The organism is uncultured Psychrosphaera sp. (assembly GCF_947500655.1).
GTDB lineage: Bacteria > Pseudomonadota > Gammaproteobacteria > Enterobacterales > Alteromonadaceae > Psychrosphaera.
This window is the reverse complement of the sequence record NZ_CANMSK010000008.1, coordinates 113,682-129,876: the sequence shown is the minus strand read 5'-3', so window position 1 is coordinate 129,876 and position 16,195 is coordinate 113,682. Positions and strand designations below refer to the sequence as shown.

At 38.3% G+C, this 16,195-nt stretch carries 16 protein-coding genes; 11 read left to right on the top strand and 5 right to left on the bottom strand.

Features of this window, described 5'->3' with window-relative positions; genetic code table 11:
• Window positions 1–85: 85 nt before the first annotated feature.
• A complete protein-coding gene (locus tag Q0940_RS09015) occupies window positions 86–1,543 on the top strand; it encodes an NAD-dependent succinate-semialdehyde dehydrogenase (protein ID WP_299267262.1) in 1,458 nt (485 codons plus the stop codon).
• Here Q0940_RS09015 and Q0940_RS09010 read toward each other — a convergent pair.
• From Q0940_RS09010 to Q0940_RS09000, 3 genes are all read right to left on the bottom strand, one after another.
• On the bottom strand, window positions 1,536–2,273 hold the full coding sequence (locus Q0940_RS09010) for a sulfite exporter TauE/SafE family protein (protein ID WP_299267258.1): 738 nt from the start codon (window positions 2,271–2,273) through the stop codon (window positions 1,536–1,538). The two genes, Q0940_RS09015 and Q0940_RS09010, sit on opposite strands and share 8 nt — an antisense overlap.
• Before the next feature lie 56 nt (window positions 2,274–2,329).
• Window positions 2,330–3,019: a pirin family protein gene (locus Q0940_RS09005; protein WP_299267256.1), complete on the bottom strand. Its 690-nt coding sequence runs from the start codon at window positions 3,017–3,019 to the stop codon at window positions 2,330–2,332.
• A 120-nt stretch (window positions 3,020–3,139) separates the two neighbouring features.
• A complete protein-coding gene (locus Q0940_RS09000; RefSeq protein ID WP_299267252.1) occupies window positions 3,140–4,036 on the bottom strand; it encodes a LysR family transcriptional regulator in 897 nt (298 codons plus the stop codon).
• Between the two features lie 137 nt (window positions 4,037–4,173).
• Between Q0940_RS09000 and Q0940_RS08995 the strand changes: the two genes are divergently transcribed.
• The 3 genes from Q0940_RS08995 (at window position 4,174) to Q0940_RS08985 (ending at window position 6,361) form a co-directional block, all read left to right on the top strand.
• On the top strand, window positions 4,174–4,797 hold the full coding sequence (locus tag Q0940_RS08995; protein WP_363323576.1) for an NAD(P)H-dependent oxidoreductase: 624 nt from the start codon (window positions 4,174–4,176) through the stop codon (window positions 4,795–4,797).
• Between the two features lie 39 nt (window positions 4,798–4,836).
• The gene (locus Q0940_RS08990) at window positions 4,837–5,634 is read left to right on the top strand and encodes a class III extradiol ring-cleavage dioxygenase (protein ID WP_299267249.1); all 798 of its coding nucleotides are present in this window, start codon (window positions 4,837–4,839) and stop codon (window positions 5,632–5,634) included.
• 217 nt (window positions 5,635–5,851) lie between these two features.
• Window positions 5,852–6,361, top strand: a complete 510-nt coding sequence (locus tag Q0940_RS08985; RefSeq protein ID WP_299267247.1) for a hypothetical protein — start codon at window positions 5,852–5,854, stop codon at window positions 6,359–6,361.
• Window positions 6,362–6,375: 14 nt separating this feature from the next.
• Here the strand turns inward: Q0940_RS08985 and Q0940_RS08980 are convergent, their stop codons facing one another.
• Window positions 6,376–7,257, bottom strand: a complete 882-nt coding sequence (locus tag Q0940_RS08980; protein WP_299267245.1) for a LysR family transcriptional regulator — start codon at window positions 7,255–7,257, stop codon at window positions 6,376–6,378.
• Window positions 7,258–7,393: 136 nt separating this feature from the next.
• Here Q0940_RS08980 and Q0940_RS08975 point away from each other — a divergent pair, with 136 nt between their 5' ends.
• Together Q0940_RS08975 and Q0940_RS08970 are read left to right on the top strand one after the other, a co-directional pair.
• Window positions 7,394–8,128 carry an SDR family oxidoreductase gene (locus Q0940_RS08975; RefSeq protein WP_299267242.1) on the top strand — a complete coding sequence of 245 codons (735 nt, stop codon included), beginning with the start codon at window positions 7,394–7,396 and terminating at the stop codon, window positions 8,126–8,128.
• A gap of 35 nt (window positions 8,129–8,163) precedes the next feature.
• Window positions 8,164–8,658 carry a DUF1097 domain-containing protein gene (locus Q0940_RS08970; protein ID WP_299267240.1) on the top strand — a complete coding sequence of 165 codons (495 nt, stop codon included), beginning with the start codon at window positions 8,164–8,166 and terminating at the stop codon, window positions 8,656–8,658.
• Between the two features lie 99 nt (window positions 8,659–8,757).
• Here Q0940_RS08970 and Q0940_RS08965 read toward each other — a convergent pair whose 3' ends face one another.
• Window positions 8,758–11,127, bottom strand: a complete 2,370-nt coding sequence (locus Q0940_RS08965) for a Tex family protein (protein ID WP_299267238.1) — start codon at window positions 11,125–11,127, stop codon at window positions 8,758–8,760.
• A 235-nt stretch (window positions 11,128–11,362) separates the two neighbouring features.
• On the opposite strand from Q0940_RS08965, the gene greB reads away from it, so the two are divergent.
• From greB to glmS, 5 genes are all read left to right on the top strand, one after another.
• Entirely contained in the window at window positions 11,363–11,914 is a 552-nt protein-coding gene (gene greB, locus Q0940_RS08960; protein ID WP_299267236.1) for a transcription elongation factor GreB, read from the top strand.
• 126 nt (window positions 11,915–12,040) lie between these two features.
• A complete protein-coding gene (locus tag Q0940_RS08955; RefSeq protein ID WP_299267234.1) occupies window positions 12,041–12,541 on the top strand; it encodes a DUF1456 family protein in 501 nt (166 codons plus the stop codon).
• Between the two features lie 53 nt (window positions 12,542–12,594).
• On the top strand, window positions 12,595–13,362 hold the full coding sequence (locus tag Q0940_RS08950) for an EAL domain-containing protein (protein ID WP_299267232.1): 768 nt from the start codon (window positions 12,595–12,597) through the stop codon (window positions 13,360–13,362).
• Between the two features lie 123 nt (window positions 13,363–13,485).
• On the top strand, window positions 13,486–14,247 hold the full coding sequence (locus tag Q0940_RS08945) for a DeoR family transcriptional regulator (RefSeq protein WP_299267230.1): 762 nt from the start codon (window positions 13,486–13,488) through the stop codon (window positions 14,245–14,247).
• Window positions 14,248–14,357: 110 nt separating this feature from the next.
• Window positions 14,358–16,187: a glutamine--fructose-6-phosphate transaminase (isomerizing) gene (gene glmS / locus Q0940_RS08940; protein WP_299267228.1), complete on the top strand. Its 1,830-nt coding sequence runs from the start codon at window positions 14,358–14,360 to the stop codon at window positions 16,185–16,187.
• Window positions 16,188–16,195: the final 8 nt, after the last annotated feature.

Genomic DNA, 16,195 nt, shown 5'->3' with positions numbered 1-16,195 from the left:
CTGTCGTCGTTAAGATAGCACTTGAATTTAATAATAAAACCATCATCTCTCTATTATAAACTCAAATTTTTTCTGGAGCGCCACGATGGATAAGTTAAACGACAAATCATTACTTAAACAGCACTCGTATATTAATGGTAAATGGCATAGCGGCGATGCAAAGTTTGACGTTATTAATCCAGCGACAGATGAAGTATTAACACAAGTAACTAATGCTGGTGTTGCAGAAGCTGAATTAGCCGTTAAAGCTGCCAAAGATGCACTCAAAGCTTGGTCGGGAAAATCAGCTAATGAAAGAGCTGTGTTATTAAGAAATTGGTTTAACTTATTGATGCAACACCAAGATGACTTAGGCCGTATTTTAACGCTTGAGCAAGGTAAGCCACTGGCAGAAGCTAAAGGCGAGATTGCATATGGCGCATCATTTATTGAATGGTTTGCCGAAGAAGGAAAGCGCGTTTACGGTGATACGATTCCTGCGCCATCGTCAGACAAACGCATAATAGTGATCAAGCAACCTGTTGGCGTTGTAGCATCAATCACGCCGTGGAATTTCCCTAATGCCATGATTGCTCGTAAAGCAGCTGCTGCATTAGCCGCAGGTTGTACTTTTGTCGGTCGTCCTGCTACACAAACGCCTTTATCGGCATTAGCTATGGCTGAACTGGCAGAACGCGCTGGCATTCCAGCAGGCGTGTTTAATATTGTGATAGGTGAAGACGCTAAAGGTATTGGCAAGGTGCTTACTCAGCATCCAGATGTGGCTAAATTTACTTTTACAGGCTCTACTAATGTTGGTAAGCAGCTTATCGCCCAGGGCGCGACAAGCGTTAAAAAAGTATCGATGGAACTCGGCGGCAATGCGCCATTTATTGTATTTAACGACGCTGATATTGATGCCGCTGTTGAAGGTGCTGTTTTGTCAAAATACAGAAACGCAGGACAAACTTGTGTTTGTACTAATCGTATCTTGGTTCAACAAAGAGTAGCAAAAGAGTTTACCGAAAAATTTACCGCAGCAGTCGCTAAGTTAATGACGGGGAATGGCTTAGATGATAGTGTTTTCATCGGCCCTATGATCTCAAGTTCGGCTGTGGACAATGTAGATAAGCTAGTTCAAGACTCAATTAAAGCCGGAGCAAAGTTGGAACTAGGCGGCGCTCGCGTTCAGGTGGTTGATGGTAACTTTTATCGGCCAACTATTTTAAGCCAAGTTACTAATGACATGCCTATCGCCGCCAACGAAATATTTGGCCCAGTTTCACCCATAATTAGTTTTGAAACTGAGCAAGACGCTATCAATATAGCAAACGATACTGAATACGGATTAGCGGCGTATTTCTATGCCAGAGATATAGGTACCATATGGCGAGTCGCAGAAGGTTTGGACTACGGTATGGTTGGTATAAACGAAGGGTTAATTTCCAATGCAGCTGCACCTTTTGGTGGTGTAAAGCAATCCGGTAGTGGTCGTGAAGGTTCCAAATATGGTTTAGATGATTACTTGGAGATCAAATACCTTTGCATGGGCGGTCTTAATTAAGCTGAGGGAAAAGTAGCCAGCAGCCCAAAACTAATAAAAAATAATTCATTATCTTTAAGAACAACTGCTTGTCTAAGTTATTGTTAATTTTGATACCAAGCCAATGGCCGACAAAGGCCAGTGGGATAAACATAAGTGCCGTGAGTACAAGATCTGGCGTTAAAAAACCGAGTGAAATAAACCCGATTAATTTTACTAGGTTCATAATGGCAAAAAATATCGCCGCGGTTGCCACAAACTTGGTTGGCGCTAAGCCAATAGCGGTAAAATAAATAATAAGCGGTGGGCCACCGGCATGGACTAAAGTGCTAGAAATTCCAGATAACATAGACATAATATAAGCGCCTATTTTGTTATTAATTAAGTGCAACTGAATTTGTTTGAGCAATATGTTTTTAAGGGCAAATACAATACATATTACGGCGATAATAATACGTAAATCATCAGTTTTGATAACATCAATCAGTAAATTAGCAATGATAATACCAATCAATGCGCCTGGTATTAATGATTTTAACAGTGCTGTGTCCCACTTTTTCCAAAAGCCTTTCACTGTCATTACATCAGCTATTATTAGTAATGGCAGCATTAAACCAATTGCTTCAACGGCGCTGAATTTTAACATGAGCAAAGGCACGGCAAATACACCAAGAGCCCCGGCAAATGCGGATTTGGAAATACCAATAAGCAGTACAACAATTGCAATAATAATAGCTGCCGATATTTCCACGTTTATCCTTATAAAGTGTCAGTTGTGCTAGTTTAATACAATTGGTATAAGTTATGTTAGCTCGGTAAATTAAACCAAAGCGCTTCAAGAGCATCATTGGCTTTTACTTCGTAGCTTTGCTGTGGGTCAACGGCCAAGGCATCACCTGCGCTGAATTCTTCACCATTCACTAACAAGACACCTTTCACAATATGTAAGTATCCAATGTGTTGTTCAGTATGTAAGGTAAAAGCTTCACCAGTCTTTAAAACTAAGCGAGATATACTAGCATTTTGGTTAATACTTAAGGTATCACTTGAGCCAGTTGGTGTAACTAATGGTGTAAGCTGGCCTTGTTGAGGAATACTTTTTTGTTCGTAGCTTGGTGGAATACCCATGACATTAGGTTGTATCCAAATTTGTAAAAACTTAACGACGTCAGTATTTGAGGCGTTAAATTCTGAATGCCTAACTCCGCTACCTGCGCTCATGCGTTGCACGTCACCAGCTGGGACTGTGTATTTGTTACCTGTGCTGTCTTCATGTTTTAACGCACCTTCAATCACGTAAGAGATTATCTCCATATCTCTATGGCCGTGTGTACCAAAACCTTGAGCAGGCATAACCATGTCGTCGTTTATCACTCTTAAAACCGACACACCCATATGTTTTGGATCATGATATTCTCCAAACGAAAAACTATGTTTGCTTTTTAACCAGCCTAAATCTACTTGGCCTCTGTCTTCTGCTCTTTTAATGTATTGCATAATTAACTCCAGTAACTTATTTTATGAAGCTAGTTTAGTGTTCATGTGAGGAGATTAAAATTATAAATTATAGCCTTAATCATTCGTTTAAAAAGAATGAATGTAAGTAAGGGGTATTATTTAGACAAACTTATTAATGGTTAAACATTGTTCACGCAACTCAGCTAAAAAGCACTTGGCTGCGGGGCCTAAACGGTCGGCATCTTTAAACACTAAATATAATTGGCCGGAGCGTTTACTGTTATGGCTCAATCGTAACGGTAGTAATTGCTTGGTTTTTAATTCTTGCTCAATTGATGTTTTTGGTAGCCAAGCAAAGCCCAAGCCTTTACAGATCATATCTATTGAGGTTTGGATATGGCTCACGGTCCAGCGCTGATTTGCCCCTAACCAACCTTCGTCTTTTTTATTCCCAATGGCGGAATCTCGCACCACAATCTGACGGTGACTCTTTAAGTCCTCTAACATCAGTTCTGCATCGAGTTTATGTAGTGGATGATCCGGACTGGCAACACCAATAAATTCAATATGACAGAGGCTTTCACTTAGGCCATTTGCCAAAGGTGTAGCAGCAATCGCAATGTCGACTTTGCTACTTTCTAATAATTCAGTAGCGCCATTTAATGTGGTTTCAATCAATTCAATTTGCAGTAAAGGGTATTGGGTAGAAACATTTTCTAAAACTTTGAACAACAAATATTGTGGAAAAGTTTCGTCAACGGCTATTCTGAGGCGACTTTCAGTGCCTTGTCCTAATGTATGACCCACGGCTTCCACTTTAGCTGCTTCATCCAGCAGAAAGTTTGCCCGCCTGAGGATTAAGGTTCCTGCCTCAGTTAATACGGTTTTTCTGCCTTCAATAGAAAAGAGTTTTACCCCTAACGAACTTTCTATTTTACCAACGGCATTATGGATACTGGATTGGCTTTTAAAGATATGTTGCGATGCCTGATTAAACCCGCCAAATTCGACAACCGCTCTAAACATGCGCCATTGTTCCAAGCTTATTCTTAGCATTGATGATTCCCTTTAAGTTGTAACCTTGAATGATACATTCATTCTATTTTAAAGAATAATTTGTACGTATTTTAACGATTTTATTCTTTTATAAGGAACATTAGACTTGAATGCAAGAAATAACTAAGGTATTCAAAATGAAAATAAATAACGTACTACAGATTAACTCATCTATTAATAACGAGTCAGGTAATTCATATATTCTATCTAAAGAATTCACGACTAAGCTAACGAGTGCTCAGTTAAAAAAAGGGATAAAAACTAATCTTGTTGAACGTGATCTAGTTAAAGATGAGCTGCCACATTTAACTCAGGCTGAAATGGCTGCTTGGATGACGCCTGAAACTGAACGTACAGACGAGCAATCTCAACTAGCTAATATTTCGGATACGTTAGTGGCCGAATTACAAAATATGGATACGTTAGTGATAGGTATGCCCATGTATAATTTTGGTATACCTTCTACATTCAAAGCTTGGATTGATCGTGTTGCTAGAGCTGGCATTACTTTTAAATATACAGAGCAAGGCCCTGTCGGTTTATTAGAAGGTAAAAAAGCCATTATAGTTGCAGCCCGTGGCGGTATGTATCAAGGTACGCCAAAAGACACCCAAACTCACTATCTTAAAGATGTAATGGCGTTTATTGGTATCACAGACGTACAGTTTATTTATGCTGAAGGGCTTAATATGCCAGCTAAAGAAGAACAGTTAGCACTAACGAGAGACGCAATAGATAATATTGTCGAGTCGTTAGTTTAATTTTTTTGATTTGATTTTAGGGTAAGTGATATAAATGGCATGACAAAAAACAAACAAGTTTTATTCATTTCCCATGGTGGCGGTCCAATGCCATTACTGGGAGAGCCTAGCCACATAGATTTGGTTAATTGTTTAAAAAATATTGTTGGCAAGATTAAAAAGCCGTCGGCCATTATTGTTATAAGTGCGCACTGGGAAGAGAATATAGCCACTATTACATCAAATGCCACACCAGATTTACTATATGATTATTATGGATTTCCTGAAGAGTCATACCAGATTAAATATCCTAGCGTTGGTGAACCATTATTGGCTGAGCAATTGTCTAGTTTATTTGAAGCTGCCGGCGTTGAATCAAAGTTAGACGTTAAACGTGGGTTAGATCACGGTGTTTTTGTACCACTAAAAATAATGTATCCAGATGCAGATGTTCCAGTGGTTCAGTTGTCATTACTTAACTCACTGGACCCCGCAGAGCATATAAAAATGGGCCAAGTTATTAGTGAGTTAGAGTACGAGAATCTACTGGTTCTAGGTTCAGGCTTTTCTTTTCATAATATGAAAGCTTTTTTTGCACCAGAGACTGCTAAAGGAAAATCTAACAATGAATCTTTTGAACAGTGGCTATTAAACACCTGTTCCAATGAAGACATTAATGAGGTTACAAGAGCTAAATTGTTAATTGAATGGGAAAAAGCACCAGCTGCCCGATATTGCCAACCAAGAGAAGAGCATTTATTACCACTGCACGTGTGTTACGGAGTTGCAGGGCATGCATCTACGCAAACATTTGAACTAAAAGTGCTAAACAAAAAGTCGAGCATGTACCTTTGGTAAAAACATTCCCCTAAGTAAGAATTACAATTAAGTAGAACTTGGATTAATTGATACTTCATAAGTAAACCAACTAAATTAGTAAGTTCATCGAACTTATTGATGTTTTTTACACTAAGCGGTTTACTTTTAAAATATAAAGAATAAACTACACCGTATAGTTTACTTTCAAAGTGAAACATTACAATCACTACTATAAAAATACTAATTGGAGGAACAAATGGCAGTATTAAATACATCAATTAGAACTACAGGTGAAATTTATTTACAACGCAACTCATTGTTTTGGCTTTTAGCTGGAATAATGTTTGTTTCTGAAGCTTTATATATCGTATTAAGTCCTTTTATTTTAGCTTCGCCTTGGTTGCAGTTCGGTTTATCAGTTCTATATTTCCCTTTAATTGTTATTACGGTTAAGCACACAATCAACGTAATAAAATTGATGAGCAAAATACCTGAATATAATATTTGGGATGGCTATTTTGAAGACCAACATTTTGAATATATCAATAACCAAGGCATTAAATATTCACTAGCGATATTGGTCATGTTTTTATCTGTTAATTTGTGGATTGGTATTTATTTACCTGATTTCTTCGCCAACAAATTTTCTCATGTTAGTCTAAATGAACTAAGTACTTTAGCCATTGGTTTAGTTATGCTGGGATACGGCTTAACGGTGGCTTGTTTATTAAAACGTAATACAACAAATATGTTCTTAAATATGTAAAGTGAGTTGTTCGTTTATGCAAACTGCTCTGTTAGCCAGTCAATAAAGACTCGGGTTCTTGAAGGTAAATGCCTGTTCTGAGGGTATAAAACGGATACCGGCATTGAAGGTGGTTGGTATTCGTTTAGCACCTCTATCAATTCCCCTTTTTTTAATTCGTTGGCAATTCTATATTTAGGAACTTGAATTAACCCTAGTCCAGTTAACGCTGCACTCGTGTATAGTTCGGCTCCCGCTACGGTTGCTAATGTTGGTAGCTCAATTGATTGTTGTTTTTCTCCAACCATAAAATCTAGAGTAGCCGGTTTGGATAAAACATCTAAAGAATAACCAACGGTCCAATGTTGTGATAAATCGTCAAGCACCTTTGGCTTACCATACTCTTGTATATACCTTGGACTGGCGACTGTCACCTGTGGCATAAGCGCAAGACGTTTTGCAATTAAAGAGGAGTCTTGTAAATTCCCAGCTCGTAATACACAGTCAACACCCTCTTTAACTAAATCAATTAGTCTATCATCTTCGGCTATATGAATTGTAATATCAGGGTATTGCTCTAGAAATTCATTAAGTGCTGGCATAACAAAATGTTTGGCTAAGGTGCCTTGTAAGTTAACTCGTAATATACCTTTGGGTGATGCATTTGAAAATGAATGCTCAACCTCTTCTAGTTCGGCCAATAATTTAACACAGCGGTGATAATATATTTCACCATCATGAGTCAAATTCACTTGTCTGGTGGTACGTTTAAGTAAAGTAACACCGAGCCTTATTTCCAAACGTTTAATTAAATTAGTTACGGTTGCTCTAGGAATAAATAAGTCTTCAGATGCTAAAGTAAAGCTTCTTCGTTCGGCTATTCTGACAAAAACCTGCATTTCTTTAAAGCGATCCAAGATCTTCTCCTACCAAGTTTCAATAGTATTATTGTTAATGAAAATGGAATTGTGTTACCAATAAATAGCTAATTATTAATGTTAACAAACATATCATACTCCAGCTTGTCTTATTAACAATTACTTGGAGTTGAATATGTTGTCACAAAAAGTTGCTTTAGTTACAGGTGGATCTCGCGGAATAGGCGCAAGCATAGTGAGTAAATTAGTGGATGATGGATTTGCGATTGCGGTTAATTACTCTTCAAACTCAGTAGCTGCCGATGCACTGGTTGAGGAATTAAATTTCAATGGTGTCAAAGCTTGCGCCATCAAATGTAATGTTGCAGATCCAAAAGCCGTGAAGCAGATGTTTGATACGGTAGAAAGTAAATTCGGCAGCATTGATGTTCTGATCAATAACGCTGGAGTTATGCAATTAGCGACATTAGCCGACAGTGCTGATGAGTTATTTGATACACAAGTATCGATAAACCTTAAAGGGACATTTAATACCTTACGGGAAGCAGCCAATAGACTAAACGATGGCGGCAGTATTGTTAACTTATCCACTAGTGTTGTTGGTTTAAAGCTAGAAACATACGGTGTTTATGCAGCAACAAAAGCCGCTATTGAATCTCTTACTGGTATTTTATCGAAGGAATTACGTGGTCGTTCTATTACTGTTAATGCGGTAGCGCCAGGGCCAACCGCAACGGATTTATTCTTGACTGGTAAGTCGCCAGAATTAGTTGAAAAAATGTCGAAAATGAATCCTTTAGAGCGTTTAGGTACACCGGAAGATATAGCTAATGTAGTGGCTTTTTTGGTAAGTCCAGATGGTAGTTGGATTAATGGCCAAGTTCTAAGAGCTAATGGCGGTATGGTTTAAAACAGTATTTTAAATCAATTGATTAAGGATAAATTATGTCTGAATTTACAGAAACCAAATTAGTAAATAATATTTTTTCAGCACAACACACTAAAGGCACATTAATAGCTGCGGTGGTTGCTTCATTAACGGCACTAATTTGTGCGTATTTTAGTGTAGCAACATGGTACATGTTCATTGGTTGGGTAGCTTATTTTATGAGACCTACATCTTTTGTAAACATGCTATCAACTGGACTTTGTGTATCGTTAGGGATTATTTTGGCAGTATTAGCCGCTAGCGGAATTGGATTGTTAATGCCTATATTGGGCATTTTATCTTTTTCCATTATTGTTTTTATCGTTGCTGTAATTGTTTTGACCCTTCGCTCTTTACCTATTCTTGGTAACCCGATTGCATGGTTTTTAGGTCTAATTACTTATTTTGCAGCCCATTTAGAGCCATCACTTTATAACTTAGCGCCAATGATGGCTACAATTTACCTTGGCACTTTGGCTGGATTTGTTACGTATAAAATACAAATAAAGTAGATAGTTTCTTCACATACAAAAAAGCCGACAGTGTTTGCGAAAACACGTCGGCTTTTTTATTTTTTTCGAAACTCGAAACTCGAAACTCGAAACTATTTACTATTTCTTCGCGTTTTTAAACGCATCCGCAAAGGCGTTACCCATAGCACCGCCGCCCAAAGAGTTACCGCCGCCAAAAGATTTGTTGCCGCCACCTGAGTTGTTATTAGATGAACGGTTATTAGAACCAGGCTTCTGCTCGCCTCTTGATTGATTTGAACCGCTAGGTTTACCTGATGATTTAGCTGAAGCTTGTTCATCCATGCGCATAGATAAGCTAATGCGTTTACGCGGAATATCTACTTCCATCACTTTCACTTTAACAATGTCACCGGCTTTTACAATTTCAGATGGGTCAGATATAAACTTGTCTGTCATTGATGAAATATGCACTAAGCCATCTTGGTGAACACCGATATCTACAAAGGCACCAAAGTTAGTTACGTTAGTGATAACGCCTTCTAGGATCATGTTTTCTTTTAAATCTTTTAACTCTTCAACACCATCTTTAAAGGTCGCTGTTTTAAACTCTGGACGAGGATCTCGACCTGGTTTGTCTAACTCTTTAATAATGTCTTCAACGGTTGGTAAACCAAACTTGTCGTTGGTGTAATCTTTTGCATTTATCTTAGATAAAAAGTCAGAGTTATTAATTACGTCGTTTACTGCAACACCGCTTTGTTTAATTATCTCAGTCACAACCGGATAAGCTTCAGGATGCACAGAAGAAGCATCAAGGGGGTTGTCACCATTAACAATTTTTAAGAAACCAGCACACTGTTCAAATGCTTTTGGCCCTAAACGCTCTACATTTTTTAAGTCTTTACGGCTTTTAAAGCTGCCGTTTTCATCACGGAACTTAACAATGTTAGAGGCTAAGGTTTTATTAAGGCCAGATACTCGGCTTAATAAAGGAATAGAGGCCATATTTAAGTCAACACCAACGGCATTTACACAATCTTCTACCACCGCATCTAGGCTTTTTGATAATGAGCTTTGGCTTACGTCATGCTGGTATTGACCAACACCGATTGATTTAGGCTCAATCTTAACCAGCTCAGCAAGTGGATCTTGTAATCTACGGGCGATTGAAACGGCACCACGGATAGATACGTCTAAATCTGGAAACTCCTTAGATGCAAATTCACTGGCCGAGTAAATTGAAGCGCCAGCTTCACTGACCATAACCTTACTTAGTTTCAATTCTGGGCAGGCTTTAATCACTTCAGCGGCTAATTTTTCTGACTCGCGTGAAGCCGTTCCGTTACCAATGGCAATTAATTCTACTTTATGAGTACGAGCTAAAAGCTCAATAGTACGCATTGATTTATCCCAATGATTTTGTGGCTCATGTGGATAAATTGTCGCGTTGTCTAAGAATTTACCAGTGTGATCCACAACGGCAATTTTACAACCTGTTCTAAACCCTGGGTCAATTGCAAGTGTTGCTTTTGCGCCAGCAGGTGCGGCCATTAATACGTCGTTAAGGTTTTTCGCAAATACGCGAATCGCTTCTTGTTCTGCACTTTCACGAATTTCAGATAACAATTCGTTTTCCATCGACATAGATACTTTAATTTTCCATGTCCATTGCACAACAGATTTCATCCATTTATCACCGGCTTTTTGGTTGAAGTTCAAACCAAAGTGAGTGGCAATAATGTTTTCTACTTGAGATTCTCTAATTGGTGTTTCTTGACCTGGATCAGCATTTAACACTAACTGCAAAATACCTTCGTTTCTGCCCCGCAACATAGCAAGCGCACGATGTGATGGTATTTTAACAGCTAATTCAGAATGATCAAAATAGTCACGGAATTTAGCACCTTCGTTTTCTTTACCAGCAATTACTTTAGCTTCAAGGTAAGCGTTTTGTTTTAAATAACGACGTACTTTAGTTAACAACTCTGCATCTTCAGCAAAGCGTTCCATTAATATGTACTTAGCGCCATCTAATGCGGCTTTTACATCGGCAACATCACCTGTTACGAACGCTTGGGCTTGTTGTTCTGGGTCTAAGTTCGCGTCTGCATATAGTGCATCTGCTAACGGCTCTAAACCTTGTTCTATGGCAATTTGGCCTTTAGTACGGCGCTTAGGTTTATATGGTAAATACAAATCTTCAAGACGAGTTTTGTTATCCGCAGCCCGCAGTTCTTTTTCTAATTCTGGTGTGAGTTTGTCTTGCTCGGCAATCGACTTTAAGATCACCTGACGGCGTTCTTCTAACTCGCGTAGATAAATAAGACGAGTCTCTAAGTTACGTAACTGGGTATCGTCTAACCCACCAGTAACTTCTTTACGGTAACGAGCAATAAATGGCACCGTTGAACCTTCATCTAATAAGGTAATAGCAGCGACAACTTGTTCGGTACGTGCTGAAATTTCTTCAGCTATTAACTGAGGGATTGTTTGACTAACAACAGACATAGGTACGAAGGTCCTTGAAAATAGAAATACAATGATTTTATAAAAACTAACTTACAAAAAAGCTAAGGCTGCATCATAGGTATGAATATAAAAATAATAAAGCAATATATTGAGATTAAATCTGAGTTTTAAACAATAGTGTAGAAATAAACAAACGCTAAAAGTTTGTACATTTAATTTTATTAGTTTTAAATACCACATATAAATTAAAACCAAACAGAAATAAGAAGTATTAATGGGGCGTTACAGAAAGCCAGATCCAGAGTTGTTAACCAAAACCAACTATATAACTCGTGATGGTTACGACAAGCTGGAAAAAGAGCTGACATATTTGTGGAAAGACGAACGTCCCCGCATAACTAAGTCTGTGTCAGAAGCCGCAGCTCAAGGCGATAGAAGTGAAAATGCAGAATACATTTACGGAAAAAAACGCCTTAGAGAAATAGATTGGCGTGTACGCTTTTTAACGAAACGCTTAGAAATACTAAAAGTAATTTACCCGTCAAGTGAGCAAGAGGGCAAAGTGTTCTTTGGCGCTTGGGTAGAAGTTGAAAATGATGAGGGTGAATTAACTAAAATTCGAATTGTTGGCCCAGATGAAATAGACGTATTCAAAAAATGGATCAGCATAGACGCACCAATGGCCAGAGCACTAATAGGCAAGCAAGTTGATGAAGAAGCGTTAGTGCAAACCCCAACTGGAAAGGTGTGTTATATAGTTAATTCTATTAGTTATCACCCACCGGAAGTAGTTGCCGAAAAAGAGCCAGAAGATTCAGCCAAATAAATAAAAGCATTGATAATCTGACTTTCCCGCCTACAACAAGTACAATACAGCCATTGCTACAATTTAATGGGTGACTGACTTAATTCAGACCACCCAAATTCAGAATTTTTAAATCAGGAAACAACCATGACTAACAATGACATTTTACGTCGAATCCGTTACAGCTTTGACTTTAGTGACTCTGCAATGATGAAAACGTTTGCAGCTGCAGATCAAAAAGTAACTCAAGAGCAAGTAACATCATGGTTGAAAAAAGATGATGATCCGCGTTACGCGAGCTTATCAGATCCTATGATGGCGTCTTTCTTAAACGGCTTAATTAACGAAAAACGTGGAAAGCGTGAAGGCGCACAACCTGCACCTGAGCAAAAGTTAACAAATAACATCATGCTTAATAAATTAAAAATCGCTCTTAATTTAAAAGCGGAAGACTTATTAGAGTATTTAGAACTTGCTAACTTTAACTTAAGCAAACATGAACTAAGTGCTTTTTTCAGAAAAGCTGGCCACAAACATTACCGCGAATGTAAAGACCAAGTAATGCGTAACTTCCTACAAGGTTTACAAATTAAATTACGTGGCGAAGTAGATGCTACTGAAAACAATGAAGAGGAATCTGAGGATTAATCCAATTGTTTTAGTTAACCATTAAATATATCAGTTTGAGTGATGAGGTAGAAATGGAGAAAGAAATAATAGTCTACGATAGGTTCTCTTGTAATAAGTGTGCCGATCAGGGAAGTTTAGATTTTGACTTTACTATGGCATTTCAACCTATCATCAACTGTAAAACCAAAGCAATCTTCGGCTATGAGGCTCTTGTTCGAGGCTTAAATAACGAATCTGCTTATTCTATCATTTCGAAGGTTAATGACAAAAATCGCTACTTGTTTGATCAACTATGTCGAGTAAAAGCTATCGCGTTGGCGGCAAAGCTAAAACTTGATTCGATGTTGAGTATTAATTTCCTTCCAAACGCCATATATAAGCCAGAACGTTGTATTCGTACCACGTTAGAAGCGGCTAAAAAATATGGTTTCCCTACTAAAAAAATCATGTTTGAGTTTACTGAAGTTGAAAAAATTGATGACAGTAGCTTTATTAAAGAGGTAGTTGAGTTTTATAAAAATGCAGGTTTTAGTACAGCCATTGATGATTTTGGATCTGGCTACGCTGGCTTAAGTCTACTGGCTGATTTTCAAACTAGTTTGGTTAAGCTTGATATGGAGCTTATTCGTAATATTGATCAAGATATTACTAGGCAGCACATTATTAAAAATTGTATTAATTTGTTTAAAGACCTTAATATTAAAGTGTTAGCTGAAGGAATTGAAACTAAAGAAGAAATGCTGTGGTTAAAAGCCAATGGTATAGAATTGATGCAAGGTTATTTGTTCGCTAAGCCGGGTTTCGAGTCCTTGCCTGAAGTAGACTTCACAAAATTGTAACCTTAAGTTAGCTATTGTTTTAATCTATAAACTAATAAAATCCCCAATTATTTTAAATAAACACTTGATTTAACTGTAAACGAAACTATAATCTTTCGAATCGAAACTTAATTGGTTGAATCTGTGCAAAAACGAAATACACAATCTCGTCGTCGTTCTATTGTTGAATTAGTGAATGCTCAGCAAGAAGTAACGGTTGATGCATTAAAATCTATGTTTAATACGTCGGAAGTGACTATTCGTAAAGATTTAACCGCCCTTGAGTCTAATGGTTTGTTATTGCGTAAATACGGTGGCGCCATTGCTTTACCGTCTGGGTCGTCAGAATTAGCGGGGCCTGAAGTTTCAAAACGAAAGCAAGCCATTGCAAAAGCCGCTGCTGAGCTAATCAACGATCATAACCGTATTGTCATAGACAGTGGCAGCACAACTTCTTCGGTTTTATCTCACGCTCAACATATACGTGGTTTAGTGGTGATGAGCAACTCGCTAGAAGTTGCCAATCATATTCTGGAGCTAGAGAACGAACCTACTTTGTTAATGACAGGTGGCACTTGGGATGCACAATCGCATTCATTTCAAGGTCAGTTGGCTGAGAATATGTTAAAGGCGTATAACTTTGATCAAGCTTTTTTGGGTGCTTCTGGATTAGATGTTACTCGCGGATCTACCACCTTTAATGAACTAACAAACTTAAGCCGAGTAATGGCACAAGTGTCACAACAAGTGATTGTATTGGCAGAGTCAGAAAAGTTAGAACGTAAAATACCGAATTTAGAATTGAGTTGGCAAGACATAGATGTGTTAGTAACAGACGCAGATATAGATGCCGAAAGTGAGCGCTTAATAACCGCTCAAAATGTTTTAGTAATCAAAGCGTATTAGTTATAAAAGCCTAGTATAAATTTTTAGTATTAATAAAAAAACAGGCGTATAAAAATATTTAAAAGCAGGCAAGGTTCTGTTTTTACACTTAATAAATATTGGAGAAAATTATGTGTGGAATCGTTGGTGGCGTAGCTGAACGCCATATAGTAAATATATTATTAGAAGGCCTTAAACGTCTTGAATACCGTGGATACGACTCTGCAGGTGTTGCTTTAATGGAAAGTGACGGTACGTTAAAACGTGAGCGTGAAGTTGGTAAAGTTAAGAATCTTGCGGAAGCGGTTGCCAAGTCAAAAGTAAATGGCACCACTGGTATTGCACATACTCGTTGGGCAACACATGGCGGCGTAACACAAGAAAATGCTCACCCACATTTATCAGACAATATTGCATTAGTACACAATGGCATTATTGAAAACCACGAAGCTTTACGTACAGAATTAAAAGCCAAAGGATATACATTTACTTCCGCTACCGACACCGAAGTCATGGCGCATTTGGTTAATGAAAACCGTAAAAGCACAGACACATTATTAGCCGCGGTACAAAAATCAGTTAAGCAATTAGATGGTGCTTACGGCACGGTTATTATGGAACCTGCAAATCCAGATCGTATTGTTGTCGCTCGCTCTGGTAGCCCATTAGTGATTGGTGTGGGTATTGGTGAAAACTTTGTTGCTTCTGATCAGCTAGCTTTATTACCCGTTACGCGTCAGTTCATCTTTTTAGAAGAAGGTGATGTTGCAGAAATAACGCGAGATGAAATTAATATTTTTGATGCAGACGGTAACGCAGTTGAGCGTGAAATTAACGAGTCTACGGTAACTCATGATGCGGGTGATAAAGGTGAATACCGTCACTACATGATGAAAGAAATTCATGAACAACCTGCCGCTGTGCGTAATACACTATTAAATCGTATTAATGCAGATACGGTTATTGAAGAATACTTAGGCGAAAATGCAGCAGAGATCTTAAAAGGTATTGACCATGTGCAAATTATTGCTTGTGGTACTTCTTATCATTCGGGCATGGTTGCGCGTTACTGGTTAGAGTCACTTGCTAATGTAAGTTGTAATATTGAGATTGCATCTGAATTTAGATACAGAAAGTCATTTGTGCCAGCTAACTCGTTAATCGTAACTATTTCACAGTCGGGCGAAACAGCTGATACTTTAGCTGCGCTTCGTTTAGCAAAAGAGATTGGTTATAAAGCCAGTTTAAGTGTGTGTAACGTACCAGGTTCATCATTAGTACGTGAGTCTGACTTAGCGGTTATGACCAATGCGGGTGCTGAAATTGGTGTTGCTTCAACTAAAGCATTCACTACTCAGCTGGTGGCGTTATTAATGTTAACGGTTGCCTTAGGTAAACAAAAAGGCATGACGGCTGAGTTACAAAAACAAATTGTAACTGCTCTTGCTACCTTGCCAAATAAGTTAGAAGAAACCCTAACTATGGATGAAGGTATTGAAAAATTAGCTGAAGAATTTGCAGATAAACAACATAGCTTATTCTTAGGCCGTGGCGAGCAATACCCAATAGCGATGGAAGGCGCGTTAAAACTAAAAGAAATTTCATACATACACGCAGAGGCATACGCAGCCGGTGAATTAAAACATGGCCCGTTAGCGTTAATTGACGCAGAAATGCCCATTATCGTGGTTGCGCCAAATAATGATTTATTAGAAAAACTTAAATCTAACGTGGAAGAAGTACGTGCCCGTGGCGGAATTTTATATGTATTCGCAGACAAAGACGCCCACTTTAAAGGCGACGACACAATGCGCGTAATGGAAGTACCTCACGTAGACCCAATCATAGCGCCAATTGTTTACACTCTTCCGCTACAGTTATTGAGTTACTACGTTGCTATCATTAAAGGCACTGACGTAGACCAACCAAGAAACTTAGCTAAATCGGTGACGGTTGAGTAAATAAATAG